This window comes from Algoriphagus winogradskyi (assembly GCF_900182815.1).
GTDB lineage: Bacteria > Bacteroidota > Bacteroidia > Cytophagales > Cyclobacteriaceae > Algoriphagus > Algoriphagus winogradskyi.
Window position 1 is genome coordinate 485,469 of sequence record NZ_FXUA01000001.1, and the last position, 16,760, is coordinate 502,228.

Here is a 16,760-nt window from a genome sequence, read left to right on the forward strand (position 1 = left end):
ATTTTTTGTTTTATAGTCCCTTTCCTACTTTTCAAAAAGACCAATTGATCCTCCAACCCAGTCTTTATCTTTATTAAATTTTACACCAATCATCTCCCCGCGGCTAAGTCTGGCCAGGTTTCCCACCAAAGAGGGCTTCTCGTCCTTTTCTGGCCACAAAACCAAAATCCTTACTTCAACTTTCACCTTGCCATCGGGAGACTGAATCACAGGAGCATAAGCTACTTTTTTCTGAAGTATATACAGATCCTTGTCCTTCACTTGCTCTATATCCTCTTTTTCCACATTAAAAATCACTCCTGAGCCTGAAAAGGAAAACAAAGGCTTTAATACATAATTCTCCAGATCCTCAGGAATCTCGTCTATCTCACTAAGCAACTTGGTTTCTATAAAATATTTCCCCTGAAGATGGGGCAGTATAAACTTCGAAATCCTAGTGTACCAATTGGGATGCCCAGCCCATTCTACATCCAAATTATCTTGAAAACTGAACTGCAATTTCAAGTCTTTGCGCAAGTCCAGCTCATCAAAAATCACTCGATTATAAATTCGCTTGATATGAATTTTTGTACCGGATTCATCTTTATAAAAAAGTTGATTTCCCTCTTTAATTACATCAGTGACGCAAATGACTGGAATTCCTAAATCTCTGCGGCAATAGTAAAAGTCTATCTTGGTATTCTGTTTTTCCGGCTCTATCTCCAGCAAAACCACTTCTGAACTATCATGTCCATTGAAAACAACTTCCTTCAGTTTCTCCAAATATCGATCTGCATCCATCCCAGATAAATAAGGCGTCAATTCACCAATAAATGGATACTGCTTTTGAAATTTTTGGTAAAGATTGAATTGAAAATTGAAAATGGAAGGAAAGCCCTGCACTTCGATAAGTTTGGGCACTATGTTTCCGTTTTCTTCACAAATCCCAAAATCGATAGCCATAAATTGGGTATGGGCATCTTCATGGGGAACCTCAGTATTTAGATCGATTGCCCGCTGAGTAAGGGCTTTGAAGTCTGGTTTTCCTACGAAATCACAAACTTCCAGACAGGCTTCTTCCAATTGCTTTTTCAGCTCATTTGGAATGAAAAATGGGGTTTCTGCTACTCTGAAAGTTGGCGCATAATTGAAGTCCGCAGCTATATCGGCAAGGAAATCCTGATATTTCTCAACAGAAAATTCCCTATTAAATTGAGCTCTCAAGGATTCAATCATGGCGTTTTAAATTAAAGTAAGAGATTTGGAAGCCTTTACTAATTGGATCGATTGCTCAAGGAAATTTGGAATGAGCGTCTCGTTGGTTTTGTAGATTTTATCTTCATCTACCAAATGCTCCAGCATTCTCCTAAACTTAATTTTACCCTTTACCGCAATAATTTTTTCTTTGACTTCAGCCTTTTTCAAATGCGCCAAGAAGCTTATAGGATCCGCTTCAGGGTGGAATTGCGTTCCTACCATTTCTGGAGAAAACCGAATAGCCATAATTGCCCGCTCATATTCCACATGATCACGAATCTTCTCCAGCGCAATAATTTTAGCTCCAAGGACCTTGAATTTCTTTAAATCAGGCTGAATCACTTGATAATCTCGGGAATCTATCGCCCAGAAAGGATTATCCAGATTTTGCAGCAAGGAATCCTTGTGTCCATCGGCTGTCTTATGAACTGACATTACTCCGAAAGAAGTAGATTTTCTCTTAGTAAGGGTGCCTAATCCAAAGTGCCTACAGGCCATTTGGAAGGAATGACAAATGAAGAGAATGTATTTCTTATGATTATGATTTTGGTTCCAGATCCATATCTGGTCCAAAAAATCAAAATATTTTAAATCCCAATGACCATCTCCATCCATTGGATTTCCTGGTCCACCGGTGGATATAAAGAGATCATAATCACGGATTTCTGGTATTTCGGCTTTGCCTCTCACGTCAAATACCTTGTAGGTTAACTGGCTATCGAATCTAGCCACTATCTCCTTGATACAACGCATCCCCTGATTTGGCTCGCCATCGTACATATCCAAGATCGCCAAGTTCAATTTTTTCTTTCCCACGTTGCCTAATGTTATTTTTCGCTCGCAAAGGTAATAAAAGCCCTTAAATCCCTTCGTTAAACTTTGAAGTGATCATATCTACTACCTTTTTCAAATCTTGAGTTTGATTAAAAACTGCTAATTGTTGATCTGCCCCAGTTCCATTTTTAAGGATTTGATGCACATAATCGATTTCGGATCGACTATCCAATTCATCCACCACGTCGTCTATAAAATCCAAAAGCTCCATGATCAATTCGGAAGTAGGGACTTCTATTTTCCTTCCAAAATCAATAAGCTTCCCTTCAATACCATTCCTTGCTGCGCGAAACTTATTTTCTCGGATCAGCGCTATTCTATAAATATTAAAACTAGTGTTGCTCAAAAGAAGCTTATAGAGTTTAGCAACTACAGCTTGAATTAAAGCAACGATACAAGTAGTCTCATCTACAGTGAGACACATGTCGCAAATGCGGAATTCAATAGTGCTGAAAAATGGATGAATCCGTAGATCCCACCATATTTTCTTGGGATTGTCTATGCAGTTCGTTTTGACCAAAGTCTCCAGATAATTATCATAAGACTGTACAGAATCAAAATATTCGGGTAACCCAGTCCGCGGAAATTTGGCAAATATCTTTGCTCTAAATGCCTTAAAGCCTGTATTTCTACCCTCCCAAAAAGGTGAATTTGTTGTCAGCGCATAAATATGTGGCAGAAAATAACAGGCTTGGTTCATCAGCTGAATTGCAATTTCCCTGTTATCAATCCCCACGTGAACATGAAGACCAAAAATCAGATTAGATCTGGCAATATCTTTTAACTCGTCTACAATTACATGGTAGCGTGGATCATCAGTAATCTCCTGATCTTGCCATCTGGCAAAAGGGTGAGTACTGGCTGCTCCAACCACTAAATCTTGTTTAGCGGCTAATTCGGATATTTTATTTCGAAGTGAAGAGACTTCAGCTCTTGCTTGGGCTACATTTTCGCAAACATTGGTACCCACTTCTACCACCGACTGGTGCATTTCTGCTTTCACTTGCTCCTTCAGCGTGATCTTTCCCCCCTCCACAATTTTAGACATGTGAGAACGAAGATCTCTAGTTTCAGGATCTATTATCTGATATTCTTCTTCTACCCCCAATGTAAATTTGGGAAGCTTTTTCAGTGATGAAGCCATGTTATATCGTTAAGCTGAAATTTTTTAGAACCTCTTGGCAGTACTCACAGAATCCCTCATAAATGTCCCCCAGGTGAGATTCATTTTACCTGGTTTCTGCGCTTTGGCATAGCTGATTGCCATTTTCGCAGCTTCTTCTACCACCCATTCAAAATTTTCTGCTCCTACAGAATTCACGTCAGCATCCGGAGCGGGATTTCCAAAATCAATTGCATAGGGAATACCATCTTTCACCGCAAATTCTACCGTATTGAAGTCATAGCCTAGCCCCTTGCATAGACGCAAAGTATAATCTTTGACGGTTGCCAATAATTTTTTTGAAGAAGGTGGCCCATCGACCACATACCTAATATGATGTGGATTACGTGGTTCGTAAGGCATGATTTTGACGGCTTTTCCACCAAGACAATACACTCTGAAATACTCTTCAAAAACAATTTCCTCCTGAAGCATCATAACTAACTGACCAGTTTCTGGGTGTGTTCTAAAAAACTCCTCCTTATCCTCTAAACGGTAAACATTTTTCCAGCCTCCTCCAGCATATGGCTTCATATAAGCAGGAAAACCTACATAATTAAATATGCCTTCCCAGTCTAAAGGAGCTACCAAATTTCTAAAAGACTTGGAAGTGGTATCATCCGGATGTTTGGAAGAAGGTAAAATCACTGTTTTGGGAAGTGGTACTCCCAATTGATCTGCTAGGGCATTGTTGAAGAATTTATCATCTGCACTCCACCAAAAAGGGTTATTGATCACGGCGGTGCCAGTTAAGGCAGCGTTTTTCAGATAGGCTCTATAGAAAGGGACATCCTGAGAAATTCTATCAATTATCACTGCATACTCTGTTAATTGATTTTGGATCACCTTGTCAATTTGTACCGCTTCTGCGACAATTCCTTTTTCAGCTTTTTGATTTACCCTATCTATAAAAGCTTGAGGAAAAGTGTCCTCCATTCCGAAAAGTATTCCTATTTTTTTCATATCGTATGATAATAAGTTGACCTAATTAAACTTAATTCTGCTGAGGTAATGAGGGAACATTTCTTTCCAAACATCCCAATCATGCTGACGGTTTTGCCTTACATCAAACCAATGATTGATGTTTTTGGCTCTAAGTGTATCATGTAGCTTAATATTCGCATCAAAGCATATATCCCAATTTGACGTTCCCAAAACGATATCCATTTTCCATAACTCTTGGTCATGAAGCCCTGGCAAATACTCTAAGGGATTATTATAGAAGATATCATCGTGCTGATAGCCATCCATAAAGCTCCGAATATCAAATGCTCCAGACATACTAAACATGTGGCTCACATAGCCGGGATGCCTAAAGGCAAAATTGGCAGCATGATATCCTCCAAAGCTACAACCAGCCATAACCACCTTAGCCACAGGGGTATTTAATCTGATTCGCTCTACTATCTCATGACAAATCATTTTGTCATAAGCGACATGATGCTGAATTCGCTGATGTGGGTGAATGCTTTTGTTGTAAAAACTATCCGCATCATTGCTAATTGGACAATAAATTTTGATGAGTCCTTGCTCTATATACCACTGAGCCGATTTCACTAAACCCATGTCCCGGTTTTCATGAAAAGAGCCTTTTGAAGTAGGGAAAACAACGACAGGGTAGCCAGCATGACCAAAAACCAACATTTCCACATCCCGCTGCAGGTGGGGAGAAAACCATTTTAAATATTCTTCTTGCATAAATAAAATTTCAACTAACAGTGAAAAATCAGAGGTTTTCTCTCATTTACAAATACTAGTCAAAATATCCTAAAAAGAAAAGAAAGATGGGTTAGGTTGCTGAAAAAAGATTAATTATCACCTATTCAAATCTAGGTCTGGTCTCATTTTATGCAGTGCATTTCGGATCAATCCTACCATTATATAGAGTAAACATGCCCCCACAAATAACCATTTGGTGGTACTGAAAAATGAAGCCATGTACCCAAGCGTCACGCTTTCTGCAGGAAATTTTAGTATTAATCCTGAAACTGAGAGGTTTTCGAAAAGATCCAATAGTACCGTGATAACAGGCAAAACTACCAGACATTTTTGTTTCCAGACTTTACAATTAAGCCCAATTAGCAGCAACAAGTAAAAAACCATGTAAGGGGTGTCCAAAAGCCATATTACCATGAGATACTGTTGCCTCATGCCTTCTCCCATACTATGTAAAACATTAAATGCCTCACGAGCAGAATAGGCAAATCGTAAATCCAATGCCAAATTTGGTGGCATGTAACGATTCAGCAGGAAATTGAAAGTAATAAACAAGGCAAAAAGCAAAACCAAAATGAAGGGCTTTTCTAACTCTTTAAAAATAGTTTTCATAGAAAAATGTTCTGCCAAAAATGAATTGGGTACAAGTTACAAGATTCTAGTCTAAAGTTAAAAGTTAAGTCATCACAACTGATCTCTAAATTCTAAATTTAGATTTTAAACCAACTTGCATACATAGGATAGTTTTTAGCTGTTCTAGAAATCACCTCCTCCATTTCAATACCAGTATCTTTTACTTTTTTCGCGGGCATTCCGGCATAAATTGAATTTGCCTCTACAATAGTATTAGCTAAAACCACTGCCCCTGCAGCGATCACCGCACCTGAGTTGACAATTGCTCCATCCATCACTATCGCCCCCATTCCAATCAACACTCGGTCATGGATCGTACAGCCATGAACTATGGCATTGTGGGCAATGGATACTTGGTTACCAATGTAAGTACCTGCCTTTTGATAAGTGCAATGTATTATTGCACCATCTTGGATATTTGTATCATTCCCAATACGAATTTCATGTACATCCCCTCTTACAACTGCATTGAACCATATTGTACAATTATCCCCCGTCTGCACATCTCCTACTATAGTTGCGTTTGGTGCTAGCCAACACCCATCTCCGAAAGAAGGGCTTTTCCCATTTACTTCTAATTGCAATGCCATATTCATTCTCATCAAGGTTGCCGGATTTCTAAAAAATCTCAAACAAAGTTTAACATTTTCTTTTGTGTAATGAACTTTTTAGCAAACTTTGAGTTTGCATGTATATACATATAATTTCGAAACCAAACTCACACCAATGAAAACTATCAAACAATCTGGCTTTATTCTAGCGGCTGCACTGCTAACATTTGCATGCGGCCAATCCGGAGAAACAGTAGAAACCTCTGAGGCTCAAGAAGTCGCAGCTGCTGAGGGCACTACACTTTCAATTGACAAATCAGCTACAGCTATTAAATGGAAAGGTTACAAACCTACCGGTCAGCACAATGGTATTATTCCTATTGTGGATGGCTCTTTGGCTGTTCAAGGTGAAAATATTACGGGTGGAGAATTCACTTTTGATATCACTAAGCTTGAAGTACATGACTTGGAAGCAGGTTCAGAAATGCATGGAAAATTGACGGGCCACTTGCAGTCTGCAGATTTCTTTGACGCAGAAAATCATCCAACAGCGAAATTTGAGATCACTTCTGTAGAACCATTTACTTCCTCTGATTCGGTCACCGAAGAGGAACAATATGAAACTGAAAACACGCCATCTTCAGCAACTGAATTGAATCCTGAGACTCCAACGCATTGGATTAGCGGTAACCTTACAATGAGAGGAACAACCAAAAACATCAAGTTCCCTGCTACAGTAAGCATCACGAATGGCACAGTAGCAGCAAAGGCTGGTTTTAACATTGACAGAACTGAATGGGGACTTTCTTATCAGGATGAATCAAGTGTCGCTGATAAGGCAGCAGATAAATTCATCTACAATTCTGTAGGCTTGATCTTAGATGTGAAAGCTAACTAATTAAAACAAACTCATCATTAAAGAGGAATTCTTCGCAGGATTCCTCTTTTTTTGTGCTATCAATGAAACACAACTCCTACGTCTATCCTATTTCAGATCCATCATGGATTGAAAAGCTTTGCAGATGGGCTGATCATCATTTTGATTTTTTTGCCTATACGAATGGAAACAATCACCAATATCCAGAAGGCCCTTTCGCAACCCACTTTTACGCAGGAAAAAGTCAATTATCTAAAAAGGAAATTTGGAATGAACCTAGCAGTTTTAAAAAAGTTGGAATTATTGGGTATGATTATAAAAACCAATTAGAAAATCTTAACAGTGAAAATCCTGCATTTTTCGATCTTCCTGAGGTTTGCTTTTTTGCACCCTCCTTTTCATTGAAGTTTTTAGGAGAGAAAGTGATTTCGGATGTTGAACTAAATGAGGAATTCTGGCAAGAGATCGAACAGATAACACTGCCTGAGAGACCATTTACTAACTGCTCTGTCCAACCACAAATAACCCCCGAGAACTATTCAGACACTGTAAAAGCCATTCAAAGGCACATTGTTGAGGGAAATACCTACGAAAGTAATTTTTGCCAAGCCTATACCGGCACATTCGAAAATTGGGATCCTATTTCAGCATATTTCAACTTGAATAAGCTTTCTCCAATGCCCTTTTCAGCCCTATTCAAAGCAAAATCCCAGTGGTTAATTTCAGCTTCCCCTGAGCGATTTTTGAAAAAAACAGGAAGCAAACTTATCGCCCAGCCCATTAAAGGAACAATCAAACGAGGTGTATCCAAAGCCGAAGATTTACAGAACAAAGAAACATTAGGGAATAGCGAAAAGGAACAAGCTGAAAACTTAATGATCACTGATTTGATGCGGAATGACCTGTCCAAGGTTTCCAAGACAGGATCAGTCAAAGTCACAGAACTTTTTGGGATTTATCCTTTTCCAAAAGTCTTTCAAATGATCAGTACTATAGTATCAGAATTAAAGGAGGACACCACTTTTGCAGAAATCATTCAAGCTTCTTTCCCAATGGGAAGCATGACTGGTGCTCCCAAAATCCGTACGATGGAAATAGTCGAAGAGCTGGAAAGCTTTAAAAGAGGTTGGTTCTCTGGGACATTTGGAGTGATTGAAGAAAATGGAGACTTTGATTTTTCAGTAGTAATCAGAAGCATTATCGCAGATCTGGCGGTAAAAAAACTCTACTTTGGAGTTGGCAGTGCCATCACTTTTGATGCGAACGCCGAACAAGAATATGATGAATGCAGTCTAAAAGCTAAGGCAATTTTGGAAGTGCTCAGTGGAAAATGACCAAGACATAAATCCCAATCCCATAAGGAAAATCATTCACGTGGACATGGATGCATTTTATGCCTCCGTGGAGCAGCTTGATCATCCGGAGTGGAGAGGAAAACCTTTAGTAGTCGGTGGAAATGCTGCTCGAGGTGTGGTCGCGGCAGCTAGTTATGAAGCCAGAAAATTCGGTGTCTATTCAGCCATGTCCTCTGTCTTGGCTGCTCGAAAGTGTCCTCAGCTCATATTTGCTCCAGCGAGATTTGATCGATACCGAGAGATTTCTGGTCAGATTCGAGAAATTTTCTACGAATACACAGACTTGGTAGAGCCGCTTTCACTGGATGAGGCATTTATGGATGTGACGGAAAACAAAAAAGGCTTGAAATCAGCCATTTTGATAGCTAAGCAGATCAGACAAAAGATCAAAGAACGAACAGGCTTAAATGCTTCGGCAGGCGTTTCCTACAATAAGTTTTTAGCCAAAACAGCTTCTGATCTGAACAAACCCAATGGCCAGGCAGTAATCCTTCCCGAGGAAGCTGAGGCGTTTTTAGAAAAACTACCTATCAAAAAATTCTTTGGAATCGGAAAAGTAACTGCCGAAAAAATGAGTGGTCTAGGAATTCATAATGGAAAGGACCTAAAGCAGTTTTCCCTTCAATACCTCACCCGCAAGTTTGGGAAATCAGGCATTCACTATTTCAACATAGTCAGGGGAATTCATCTCTCTGAAGTCCAACCGCATCGAATCCGTAAATCACTCAGTGCAGAGAATACCTTTGAAAAGGACCTTATTGACTTTGATGCACTTCTTGCAGAACTGAGAAAAATCTATGATGAATTAATCAAACGAATCAAAAAATCCGGAATAAAAGGAAGAACTGTTACGCTGAAAATAAAATATGCTGATTTCACTCAACAAACTCGAAGCAAAACTCAGGAGCAATATCCGGAAGAAAGCCAAATCTGGGAAATAGCCCAAGAACTCTTGGCTCAAGAACCCTTCGAAAAATCAATCCGTCTGTTGGGTTTGGGGATCTCGAATCTAAATATCACAGAAGAACATCAGCATTTCGGTGAGCAGCTGAGAATTCCTTTTGATGCAAAATAATTTATTTCAACCCTTATCAATCCCTGAGGCAGCGGCATGAAAACCCATCTCCTTTTATATTACCGTCTTTTCCCAAAGAAGCATTACTGCTTTCCAAATAATACCCAATTGCGCTCAAATCATTAATTGAAGTAGAGCTCCACCAGCTACCCCAATACCCCCCATTACCAAAACCCTTATCTACCGTTCTGTCACCACCTGGAAGTGCAGAGAAATTTGACTCATTTGTTGCTCCAACATTTTCACCTTTCCAGATAGTCGTTGCTTTCATTTTACCTCCCGCGACGGCAGCGCCTCCTAAATAATCAGAAAGTATTTTCCACTCACTACTAGAGGGTATATGCCATCCTTCAGGACATAATTTACTTTTATTTACAGCAAACCAATTGTATAGTTTCCCGAAGTCCGGATCGTTGGTAGCACTATTACCATAATAAGACCAAGCAGGCTTTTCAGTTGGCCTATTGTTATTCCATATCGCAGCCCAGACTTGCTGGGAGATGACTTGAGATATATTTCCAGCATATCGAAGATTTTCAGCAAACCAAGTTTGATCACCGATCTTTACGATTTTATAAACATTGCCATCACGAGGATCTGTGAAAGTCACCAAGCATTTTTCATTTAGTTCTACTTGATTTCCGTTGGCAAGATAGCAAACATCAATCTCAGGCTCAGCAGCAATCCAGGCTACACCTATGGCCGTGGTATTTGCACCGTTGGCAATGACTGCAAAGGCCTTATCAATAAAATTCCAATTCTTAACCATATACTCAAACCACTCTATATTTAGAAAGCCATCCAAAGTGCAGTTCTTTATCAGTCCCTCCACATTGGACATCGTGATGTTTCGAACCGTATATAAAATCTCCGAAATACTTGTACTGCTGTTGAAATTGGTAGAGGTGTGTATCAAACCAATCAGATTGAATATTACAGTCTTCTTACAACTTTCTTTTGGATCCAAAACTGGAATCAACGTTTGCAATAGATTATATGAAAACTGTCCGAGATTTTCATAGAATGCCTCATCGTGTTCAGCCCCGCTGGAAGACCCTGGTCGCCCCGTTCGATATTTAAAAGTGAAATTCCCTTCTCCTTCAACCAAAAATTGTTGATCTCCTGATTCGCTAACAATTTCACCTTTGCCACTTATTAGTTCCTGAATAGAAGCCGGAACGATTTTCAATCCTTCAACTACCACCTTCCCAACCCGGTCTGAACCTTTGTAAATCCCGATTACTGTGGTTACCGCTGAGCCTTTATTATTGAAAGTAAAATTGTTCCCCGCTTTAAATGTATTGACAGGAAGTTCTTTTTCTTCGGCCTCCATCCTCGCCGATGCAGAACTAAAAAGCTGAACCAAAGCTGCTGCGATTCCCGTGTTGGTCTCATCAAAAAGTGGCTTTTTCAATTCGAGGTTTTTAAGTATTTCAGATTCTAAAAGGCCAAAAGCAGGATCTGCCAAGGCTTTTGCCATAAAGGACTTTTTACCATCATCCGAAAGTGAAATTACTGCAGGAGTCATCATCACCATAGCTAAAGCTGTAGTTCTTGGAGTGATATTAAAATCCGCAGCTCCCGGATAAAAATATCCCATCAAAGCTACCTCAGAGTTGGAATACCTCGCAAAAAAAGCAGTATAAGCACCCTCCAAATTCCCCCTCACTATACGGTGAGGCATCAATATTAGAAAATACATTCATTACCTCGAGGTCTTCTGTGGACATTCCCTCCGGCAGTAATATCCTGCCTCGGATATCCTTTCCTTCAAAATATTTATCATTAATATTCTGTGGATTCTTGTCATTATCTCCATTCTTGGAGTCACATGATTGAAAAAATGCAGTCGTAAAAATGACAATTATGTATGTGAACAAAATATTCTTAATGACTTTCATATAAGTTTCCTAAAAATTTAATTTTTAAAATACAATTAAATGGGTTTAAAAAAAATATAAACCGACATAAAGAATACTTTTACTACTAATTCGATAAACAATAAATGCGAAATCGATATGGCTAGATTATAAATATTAAAAAAAACTAAATCCCAAGAATTCCTGCCATTTTGTCCGCATTTTCGTAATTTCGCCTTCCGAAAGAAGGAAAGAAGAAATTACATGAAATCGAGCCTGCCTGTGGCGGACAGGCATGACTCAAAAGTCATACACTGGCATTTCCCGATAGCTATCGGGGTTACGCTGCGAGATTCCATATGCCCTTCGTAAGACAGATTTTAGAAATATGAATAATTTGATTGCAGACATTGATATCATCTCAGGGGAAGAAGCACAAGCGTGCGACTTCAAAACTACCGTAGATGAGAATACCGGAAAAACCCGAAAACTATATATTGAAAGCTACGGTTGTGCGATGAACTTCGCAGATTCCGAAGTAGTAGCTTCCATTATGAAAGAAGGAGGATACGACACCACTTCTGATTTTTACCAAGCCGATGCTATTTTCCTTAATACTTGCTCCATCCGTGAAAAAGCTGAGCAGACAGTAAGAAAACGACTTACAGATTTTCAAAGAGCCAAAAGAGCTAAACCTTCACTCACAATCGGAGTTTTGGGATGCATGGCTGAGCGACTCAAAGAAAAACTACTAGAGGAAGAAAAGCTAGTGGATATAGTGGTTGGTCCAGATGCTTATCGTGATCTTCCAAACCTACTTTCTGTTGCAGAAGAAGGTCAAAAGGCGGTAAATACATTTCTTTCCCGTGAGGAAACCTACGCAGACATCTCCCCTGTCCGATTGAATTCCAATGGCATCACCGCATTCATTTCTATCATGCGTGGATGTGATAATATGTGTTCTTTCTGCGTAGTGCCCTTCACTCGTGGTAGAGAAAGAAGTCGCGATCCACATTCCATCGTAGCCGAAGCAAAAGACCTATTCTCTAAAGGCTACAAGGAAGTGACCCTTCTCGGTCAAAATGTCGATAGCTACAAGTGGTCCCCGGAGGAGAACAATAAGGCAAGACTAAACAAAAAAGAAGAAGAAGTAAGTACCGTAGTCAATTTTGCCAACTTATTGGAAATGGTAGCCTTGGTAGATCCCTCTCTAAGAATACGTTTCTCCACTTCTCATCCAAAGGACATAACAGATGAAGTCTTGTACACGATGAAGAAGTACGATAACATCTGCAAATACATCCATTTACCAGCACAAAGTGGTAATTCCCGCGTGTTGGAATTGATGAATAGAACCTACGATCGGGAATGGTATCTGGAAAGAGTTTCCAAAATCCGAGAAATTTTAGGCGAAGAATGTGGCATTTCCTCTGATATGATTACAGGATTTTGCAGTGAAACTGAAGAAGAGCATCAGGACACACTATCCTTGATGGACATCGTCAAATTCGATTTTTCTTACATGTTCTTTTACTCTGAAAGACCAGGTACTTTGGCGGCAAAGAAATATGTCGATGATATTCCAATGGAAGTAAAAAAGAGACGTTTATCTGAGGTCATTAAAAAACAAAGTTCATCTTCTTTAGAGAGAAATAGGCTTGATTTGGGCAAGGAGCAAGTGATACTGGTCGAAGGCGCCTCTAAAAAATCAGCTGATGAATTCAAAGGAAGGAACTCAGCAAATAAAGTAGTAATCGTCCCAGCAGGTAATTATTCCAAAGGTGATTACTTAACCGTGAAAATTACTGATTGCACACCAGCAACCCTTTTTGGTGAGGTAATTGAAATAAACCCTCAATTATGATGATTACAAATCCGGAAGTACAAAGCGTCAAACAACGCTTCGGGATCATTGGAAATAGCCCCCTGTTGAATCACGCAATTCAGGTGGCGATGCAAGCAGCTCCCACCGATATGACAGTTTTGATCAACGGTGAAAGTGGTAGTGGTAAAGAGAGCTTTTCGAAGATCATTCATTCGCTAAGCCTTCGTAAGCATGGCAAATTCATAGCAATTAACTGCGGTGCGATTCCAGAAGGAACAATTGATTCGGAACTTTTTGGTCATGAAAAAGGATCTTTCACAGGCGCTCATGAATCCAGGAAAGGATACTTTGAGGTTACAGATGGCGGCTCAATCTTCCTCGATGAAATTGGGGAAATGCCTCTTGGCACTCAGGCTAGATTGCTGCGAGTTCTTGAAAATGGAGAATTCATCAAAGTGGGTTCTTCCAAAGTCTTGAAAACGAATGTCCGAGTGATCACTGCTACCAATGTGAAGCTTCTAAAAGCAGTAGAAAAAGGGAAGTTCCGGGAAGACCTTTATTACAGACTGAATACAGTTCCGATTTTTGTCCCACCATTGAGAGAACGAGGGGAGGATGTAGTTTTACTTTTTAGAAAATTCACTTCGGATTTTTCAGAGAAATACCACGTTCGCCCGATTTCACTAGACAATGAAGCCCAAGCTGCTTTGATGCGTTATTCCTTTCCGGGAAACATTCGTCAATTAAAAAATATTGCTGAGCAAATTTCTCTTTTGGAAAGCGAACGAGATGTAGATGCCGAAACCTTGTCAAGATATCTTCCGTCTGACAATTCTCGTCTCCCTATGACGCTTCCCAACATGTCAAAAAACAATGATTCTTCAGATTTTTCTGAAAGAGATCTGTTATACAAGGTTCTTTTTGACATGAAAAAGGATATGAACGAATTGAAAAAACTAGTATTGGATTCCTACAAAAATGGAGGATTAAACCAATCTATCATTCAAAAGCATCAAAGCCTTTTCGAGGATATGGATAGTGGATTTGGCGCTCCAGAAAGCACAGAAACTAATCCAAGTTATGTTCCATTAGTGCTCGACTCGCAGAAATCAAATTCTGTTAACAACGATGACTATGAGGATGACGCGATCGAAGACATCATTCATGAGGAAGATGATAATTCACTATCTCTGGAGAAGAAGGAAAAGGAGATGATTCTAAGAGCTTTGCGCAAGCATAACAATAAAAGAAAATATGCTGCAGGTGATTTAGGCATATCCGAACGGACACTTTACAGAAAGATCAAACAATATGAAATTGACCAGTAAACTCCATATTCTAATTTGTGGATTAGCTTTATTTCTATTCCAGAGTTGCTCCGTAAGCTATAGCTTCACAGGTACGAATATAGATTATGACCTAGTGAAAACTTTTACAGTCGAGAATTTCTTCAATGATTCTGGAGGAGGACCTGCGAATATCGAGCAGCGTTTTACTGAAGCGCTTAAGGAGTATTACCAAAGAAATACCCAGTTGGAACTCGTAAGATCAAATGGAAACTTGCAGTTTATGGGAGCAATTTCTCGCTACACCACTACTCCACAGGCCGCAGTGACAAGTACTGATCCAAATCGCCCTGACCGAGCAGGAACGATGCGTTTGACTATTGTAGTGGAAGTGGAGTATATCAACACCACAAATGAAGAGGAAAATCTAAAAAGAGGATTCACCTTTTTCCAAGATTACGATCCACGAACGACTACGTTCTTGGATGTTGAAAATGAATTAGTCGACGAAATATTCACTAATATCATACAAGATATCTTTACCGCCACAGTCGCCAACTGGTAATTTGCTTATATTCAGATTACAAGAGAGATATTCAGTTGAACGCAGCCCAACTTTTAGAAATAATCCATAAAAAAGATTCGTTAGAAAGTAATGAGGTAGAGCTATTAGAAAAGTTAGAGAAAAACTTCCCTTATTTTCTAATTCCACATATCCTCACTGCTAGGCATGAATATCAGCTGTATAATTCTAAAAACAGTTTCTCTCGAGGGTATGCAGCGATCAACAGCCCTGATAGAATTTGGCTTAAAGCGCTTATAGAAAATAACGTAGACACAGTCTATTCAACAAAAGATAATCACGAGATAGCAAGTGCTCCTGAAAAAAGGACGCTAGATCTAATAAAAAGTATTAGTAAAAAAGAAATTAAATTAGAATCGATAAAAGAGATCGAGGCTAGAGAGAATAATCAAAACTTAGCATTTGGCGGTGCACCGATTAAGTTTAATCTTAGTGCTGCAACGATGCGGTTAACTATAGTCATTGATGTAAAATATATAAATGCGGAAAACGAAGAGGAGACGCTAATAAGTGACTTCACGTTTTTCAAGGATTATGATCCAGCGACGACTACTTTCCTCGATATGGAAAAAAAGTTATTGGAGGAGATTTTCACCATCATTCAAGATATCTTCATATCGTCTGACTCTAGCGCATATTTCCCAACTAATCAATCTAAAAATACTATTCAAGTGAATGCATCCCAGTTTTTAGAAATTATTCAAAAATCAGACTCCTGTGATCGCAGCGATATGCTACAGTTGCAAAAAGTGTCTGAAAATTTCCCATACTTTCAGATTCCCCACGTACTCACAGCACGTTATGAAATTCAAAAAAACAACATAGAAAATTCCTGGTCTATAGGATATGCAGCGATCACAAGCCCCAATAGAATTTGGCTCAAAACTTTGGTGGAAAAGACCGAAGTAGCAACTACTTCTCCACAGGTGGCTACTCCAAAACCTGAAGAAAAGAAGGAAGTAATTGCGGAAATTATTGAGGTGGAAGCTAAACCTGAACCACCAAAACCAAAGCCAAGAAGAAGAAAACCTCCTAAAGACGATTTGATCGAAATGATCAAAAAGAAGGATAAAAAGGAAATTCTTGATGAGAAAAAGAAGGAGCAAATTGACCTAATCAAGGCTTTCAGCAAAAAATCCATCAAGTTGGCAACTATAAAAGAAATTGAAGCAAACCAAAATACGGAGAACCTGGCAGCTGCTAGCACTCAGATTAATGACAACATGATTTCTGAATCCTATGCAAAGATTCTTGCCAATCAGGGTAAGAAGCAATTATCCAAGGAAATTTATGAGAAGTTGGTATTGAAGTTTCCGGATAAAAGGGCTTACTTTGCGGACTTGATTGAAAAACTGAAAGATTAACACCCATATTATATGTTTACTTTATTGATTACAATTATTCTAATTTTGGCCGTATTGCTAATCTTAGTGATTCTAGGACAAAATTCTAAAGGTGGAGTTGGAGCTGCATTTGGTGGTAGCGCCTCACAAATCATGGGTGTAACCCGAACTGGAAATGTGCTTGAAAAAGCCACTTGGGTATTGGCAGTCTCTATCCTTGTATTGTCTTTGGCATCTTCTGCATTCTATTCAGGATCACAGTCCAACCAATTCTCTTCTCCTAATATTGAGAATGCGAAGCAGCAAGTGGTAGCTCCTACTTTTGGCGAAGACGAAAGCCTTCTACCTGCCACTACTGAAGAAGCAACTTCAGAGCCTGACACTACATCAGGAAACTAAGCAATAAAGTTCTATTGAATTTGAAA

The 16,760-nt window shown here is 39.3% G+C and carries 16 protein-coding genes; 8 read left to right on the plus strand and 8 right to left on the minus strand.

The window, feature by feature from the left end:
• Positions 1-24: 24 nt before the first annotated feature.
• The 7 genes from QOL76_RS02110 to QOL76_RS02140 form a co-directional block, all read right to left on the minus strand.
• Positions 25-1,215, minus strand: a complete 1,191-nt coding sequence (locus tag QOL76_RS02110) for a hypothetical protein (RefSeq protein WP_283411371.1) — start codon at positions 1,213-1,215, stop codon at positions 25-27.
• A 6-nt stretch (positions 1,216-1,221) separates the two neighbouring features.
• Positions 1,222-2,052, minus strand: a complete 831-nt coding sequence (locus QOL76_RS02115) for a type 1 glutamine amidotransferase (protein ID WP_346771393.1) — start codon at positions 2,050-2,052, stop codon at positions 1,222-1,224.
• A gap of 43 nt (positions 2,053-2,095) precedes the next feature.
• The gene (locus QOL76_RS02120) at positions 2,096-3,214 is read right to left on the minus strand and encodes a carboxylate-amine ligase (RefSeq protein ID WP_283411372.1); all 1,119 of its coding nucleotides are present in this window, start codon (positions 3,212-3,214) and stop codon (positions 2,096-2,098) included.
• A 24-nt stretch (positions 3,215-3,238) separates the two neighbouring features.
• Positions 3,239-4,195, minus strand: coding sequence for an ATP-grasp domain-containing protein (locus tag QOL76_RS02125; protein WP_283411373.1), 957 nt, complete (start codon positions 4,193-4,195; stop codon positions 3,239-3,241).
• A gap of 21 nt (positions 4,196-4,216) precedes the next feature.
• Positions 4,217-4,930, minus strand: a complete 714-nt coding sequence (locus QOL76_RS02130) for an esterase family protein (RefSeq protein ID WP_283411374.1) — start codon at positions 4,928-4,930, stop codon at positions 4,217-4,219.
• Between the two features lie 117 nt (positions 4,931-5,047).
• Positions 5,048-5,560: a hypothetical protein gene (locus QOL76_RS02135; protein ID WP_283411375.1), complete on the minus strand. Its 513-nt coding sequence runs from the start codon at positions 5,558-5,560 to the stop codon at positions 5,048-5,050.
• A 98-nt stretch (positions 5,561-5,658) separates the two neighbouring features.
• A complete protein-coding gene (locus tag QOL76_RS02140) occupies positions 5,659-6,171 on the minus strand; it encodes a gamma carbonic anhydrase family protein (RefSeq protein ID WP_283411808.1) in 513 nt (170 codons plus the stop codon).
• 136 nt (positions 6,172-6,307) lie between these two features.
• Between QOL76_RS02140 and QOL76_RS02145 the strand changes: the two genes are divergently transcribed.
• The 3 genes from QOL76_RS02145 (at position 6,308) to dinB (ending at position 9,439) form a co-directional block, all read left to right on the plus strand.
• Positions 6,308-7,030, plus strand: a complete 723-nt coding sequence (locus QOL76_RS02145; RefSeq protein ID WP_283411376.1) for a YceI family protein — start codon at positions 6,308-6,310, stop codon at positions 7,028-7,030.
• A gap of 62 nt (positions 7,031-7,092) precedes the next feature.
• Complete coding sequence (locus tag QOL76_RS02150; protein WP_283411377.1) at positions 7,093-8,343, plus strand: anthranilate synthase component I family protein; 1,251 nt, start codon at positions 7,093-7,095, stop codon at positions 8,341-8,343.
• A gap of 46 nt (positions 8,344-8,389) precedes the next feature.
• Positions 8,390-9,439 carry a DNA polymerase IV gene (dinB, locus tag QOL76_RS02155; protein WP_377919193.1) on the plus strand — a complete coding sequence of 350 codons (1,050 nt, stop codon included), beginning with the start codon at positions 8,390-8,392 and terminating at the stop codon, positions 9,437-9,439.
• A 16-nt stretch (positions 9,440-9,455) separates the two neighbouring features.
• Here the strand turns inward: dinB and QOL76_RS02160 are convergent, their stop codons facing one another.
• The gene (locus QOL76_RS02160) at positions 9,456-11,141 is read right to left on the minus strand and encodes an FISUMP domain-containing protein (protein ID WP_283411379.1); all 1,686 of its coding nucleotides are present in this window, start codon (positions 11,139-11,141) and stop codon (positions 9,456-9,458) included.
• 545 nt (positions 11,142-11,686) lie between these two features.
• Here QOL76_RS02160 and miaB point away from each other — a divergent pair.
• Genes miaB through secG form a run of 5 tightly spaced genes read left to right on the plus strand, consistent with a single transcriptional unit; the run spans position 11,687 to position 16,734 of the window.
• A complete protein-coding gene (gene miaB / locus QOL76_RS02165) occupies positions 11,687-13,162 on the plus strand; it encodes a tRNA (N6-isopentenyl adenosine(37)-C2)-methylthiotransferase MiaB (protein ID WP_283411380.1) in 1,476 nt (491 codons plus the stop codon).
• Positions 13,162-14,451 carry a sigma-54 interaction domain-containing protein gene (locus QOL76_RS02170; RefSeq protein ID WP_283411809.1) on the plus strand — a complete coding sequence of 430 codons (1,290 nt, stop codon included), beginning with the start codon at positions 13,162-13,164 and terminating at the stop codon, positions 14,449-14,451. Before miaB ends, QOL76_RS02170 begins: the two co-directional genes overlap by 1 nt.
• Positions 14,435-14,974 (plus strand): LPS assembly lipoprotein LptE, encoded by a 540-nt coding sequence (gene lptE / locus QOL76_RS02175; protein WP_283411381.1) that lies wholly within the window; start codon positions 14,435-14,437, stop codon positions 14,972-14,974. The genes QOL76_RS02170 and lptE overlap by 17 nt, the downstream gene beginning before the upstream one ends.
• A 35-nt stretch (positions 14,975-15,009) precedes the next feature.
• Positions 15,010-16,356: a hypothetical protein gene (locus tag QOL76_RS02180; RefSeq protein WP_283411382.1), complete on the plus strand. Its 1,347-nt coding sequence runs from the start codon at positions 15,010-15,012 to the stop codon at positions 16,354-16,356.
• Positions 16,357-16,368: 12 nt separating this feature from the next.
• Positions 16,369-16,734 carry a preprotein translocase subunit SecG gene (gene secG / locus QOL76_RS02185; RefSeq protein ID WP_283411383.1) on the plus strand — a complete coding sequence of 122 codons (366 nt, stop codon included), beginning with the start codon at positions 16,369-16,371 and terminating at the stop codon, positions 16,732-16,734.
• Positions 16,735-16,760 lie beyond the last annotated feature (26 nt).

Excerpts from the sequence above, each read along its gene's own strand:
- QOL76_RS02110 (WP_283411371.1), bottom strand. The coding sequence starts at position 1,215 with ATGATTGAATCCTTGAGAGCTCAATTTAATAGGGAATTTTCTGTTGAG.
- QOL76_RS02120 (WP_283411372.1), bottom strand. The coding sequence starts at position 3,214 with ATGGCTTCATCACTGAAAAAGCTTCCCAAATTTACATTGGGGGTAGAA.
- QOL76_RS02125 (WP_283411373.1), bottom strand. The coding sequence starts at position 4,195 with ATGAAAAAAATAGGAATACTTTTCGGAATGGAGGACACTTTTCCTCAA.
- QOL76_RS02130 (WP_283411374.1), bottom strand. The coding sequence starts at position 4,930 with ATGCAAGAAGAATATTTAAAATGGTTTTCTCCCCACCTGCAGCGGGAT.
- QOL76_RS02135 (WP_283411375.1), bottom strand. The coding sequence starts at position 5,560 with ATGAAAACTATTTTTAAAGAGTTAGAAAAGCCCTTCATTTTGGTTTTG.
- QOL76_RS02140 (WP_283411808.1), bottom strand. The coding sequence starts at position 6,171 with ATGGCATTGCAATTAGAAGTAAATGGGAAAAGCCCTTCTTTCGGAGAT.
- QOL76_RS02145 (WP_283411376.1), top strand. The coding sequence starts at position 6,308 with ATGAAAACTATCAAACAATCTGGCTTTATTCTAGCGGCTGCACTGCTA.
- QOL76_RS02150 (WP_283411377.1), top strand. The coding sequence starts at position 7,093 with ATGAAACACAACTCCTACGTCTATCCTATTTCAGATCCATCATGGATT.
- dinB (WP_377919193.1), top strand. The coding sequence starts at position 8,390 with ATGGATGCATTTTATGCCTCCGTGGAGCAGCTTGATCATCCGGAGTGG.
- QOL76_RS02160 (WP_283411379.1), bottom strand. The coding sequence starts at position 11,141 with ATGTATTTTCTAATATTGATGCCTCACCGTATAGTGAGGGGGAATTTG.
- miaB (WP_283411380.1), top strand. The coding sequence starts at position 11,687 with ATGAATAATTTGATTGCAGACATTGATATCATCTCAGGGGAAGAAGCA.
- QOL76_RS02170 (WP_283411809.1), top strand. The coding sequence starts at position 13,162 with ATGATTACAAATCCGGAAGTACAAAGCGTCAAACAACGCTTCGGGATC.
- lptE (WP_283411381.1), top strand. The coding sequence starts at position 14,435 with ATGAAATTGACCAGTAAACTCCATATTCTAATTTGTGGATTAGCTTTA.
- secG (WP_283411383.1), top strand. The coding sequence starts at position 16,369 with ATGTTTACTTTATTGATTACAATTATTCTAATTTTGGCCGTATTGCTA.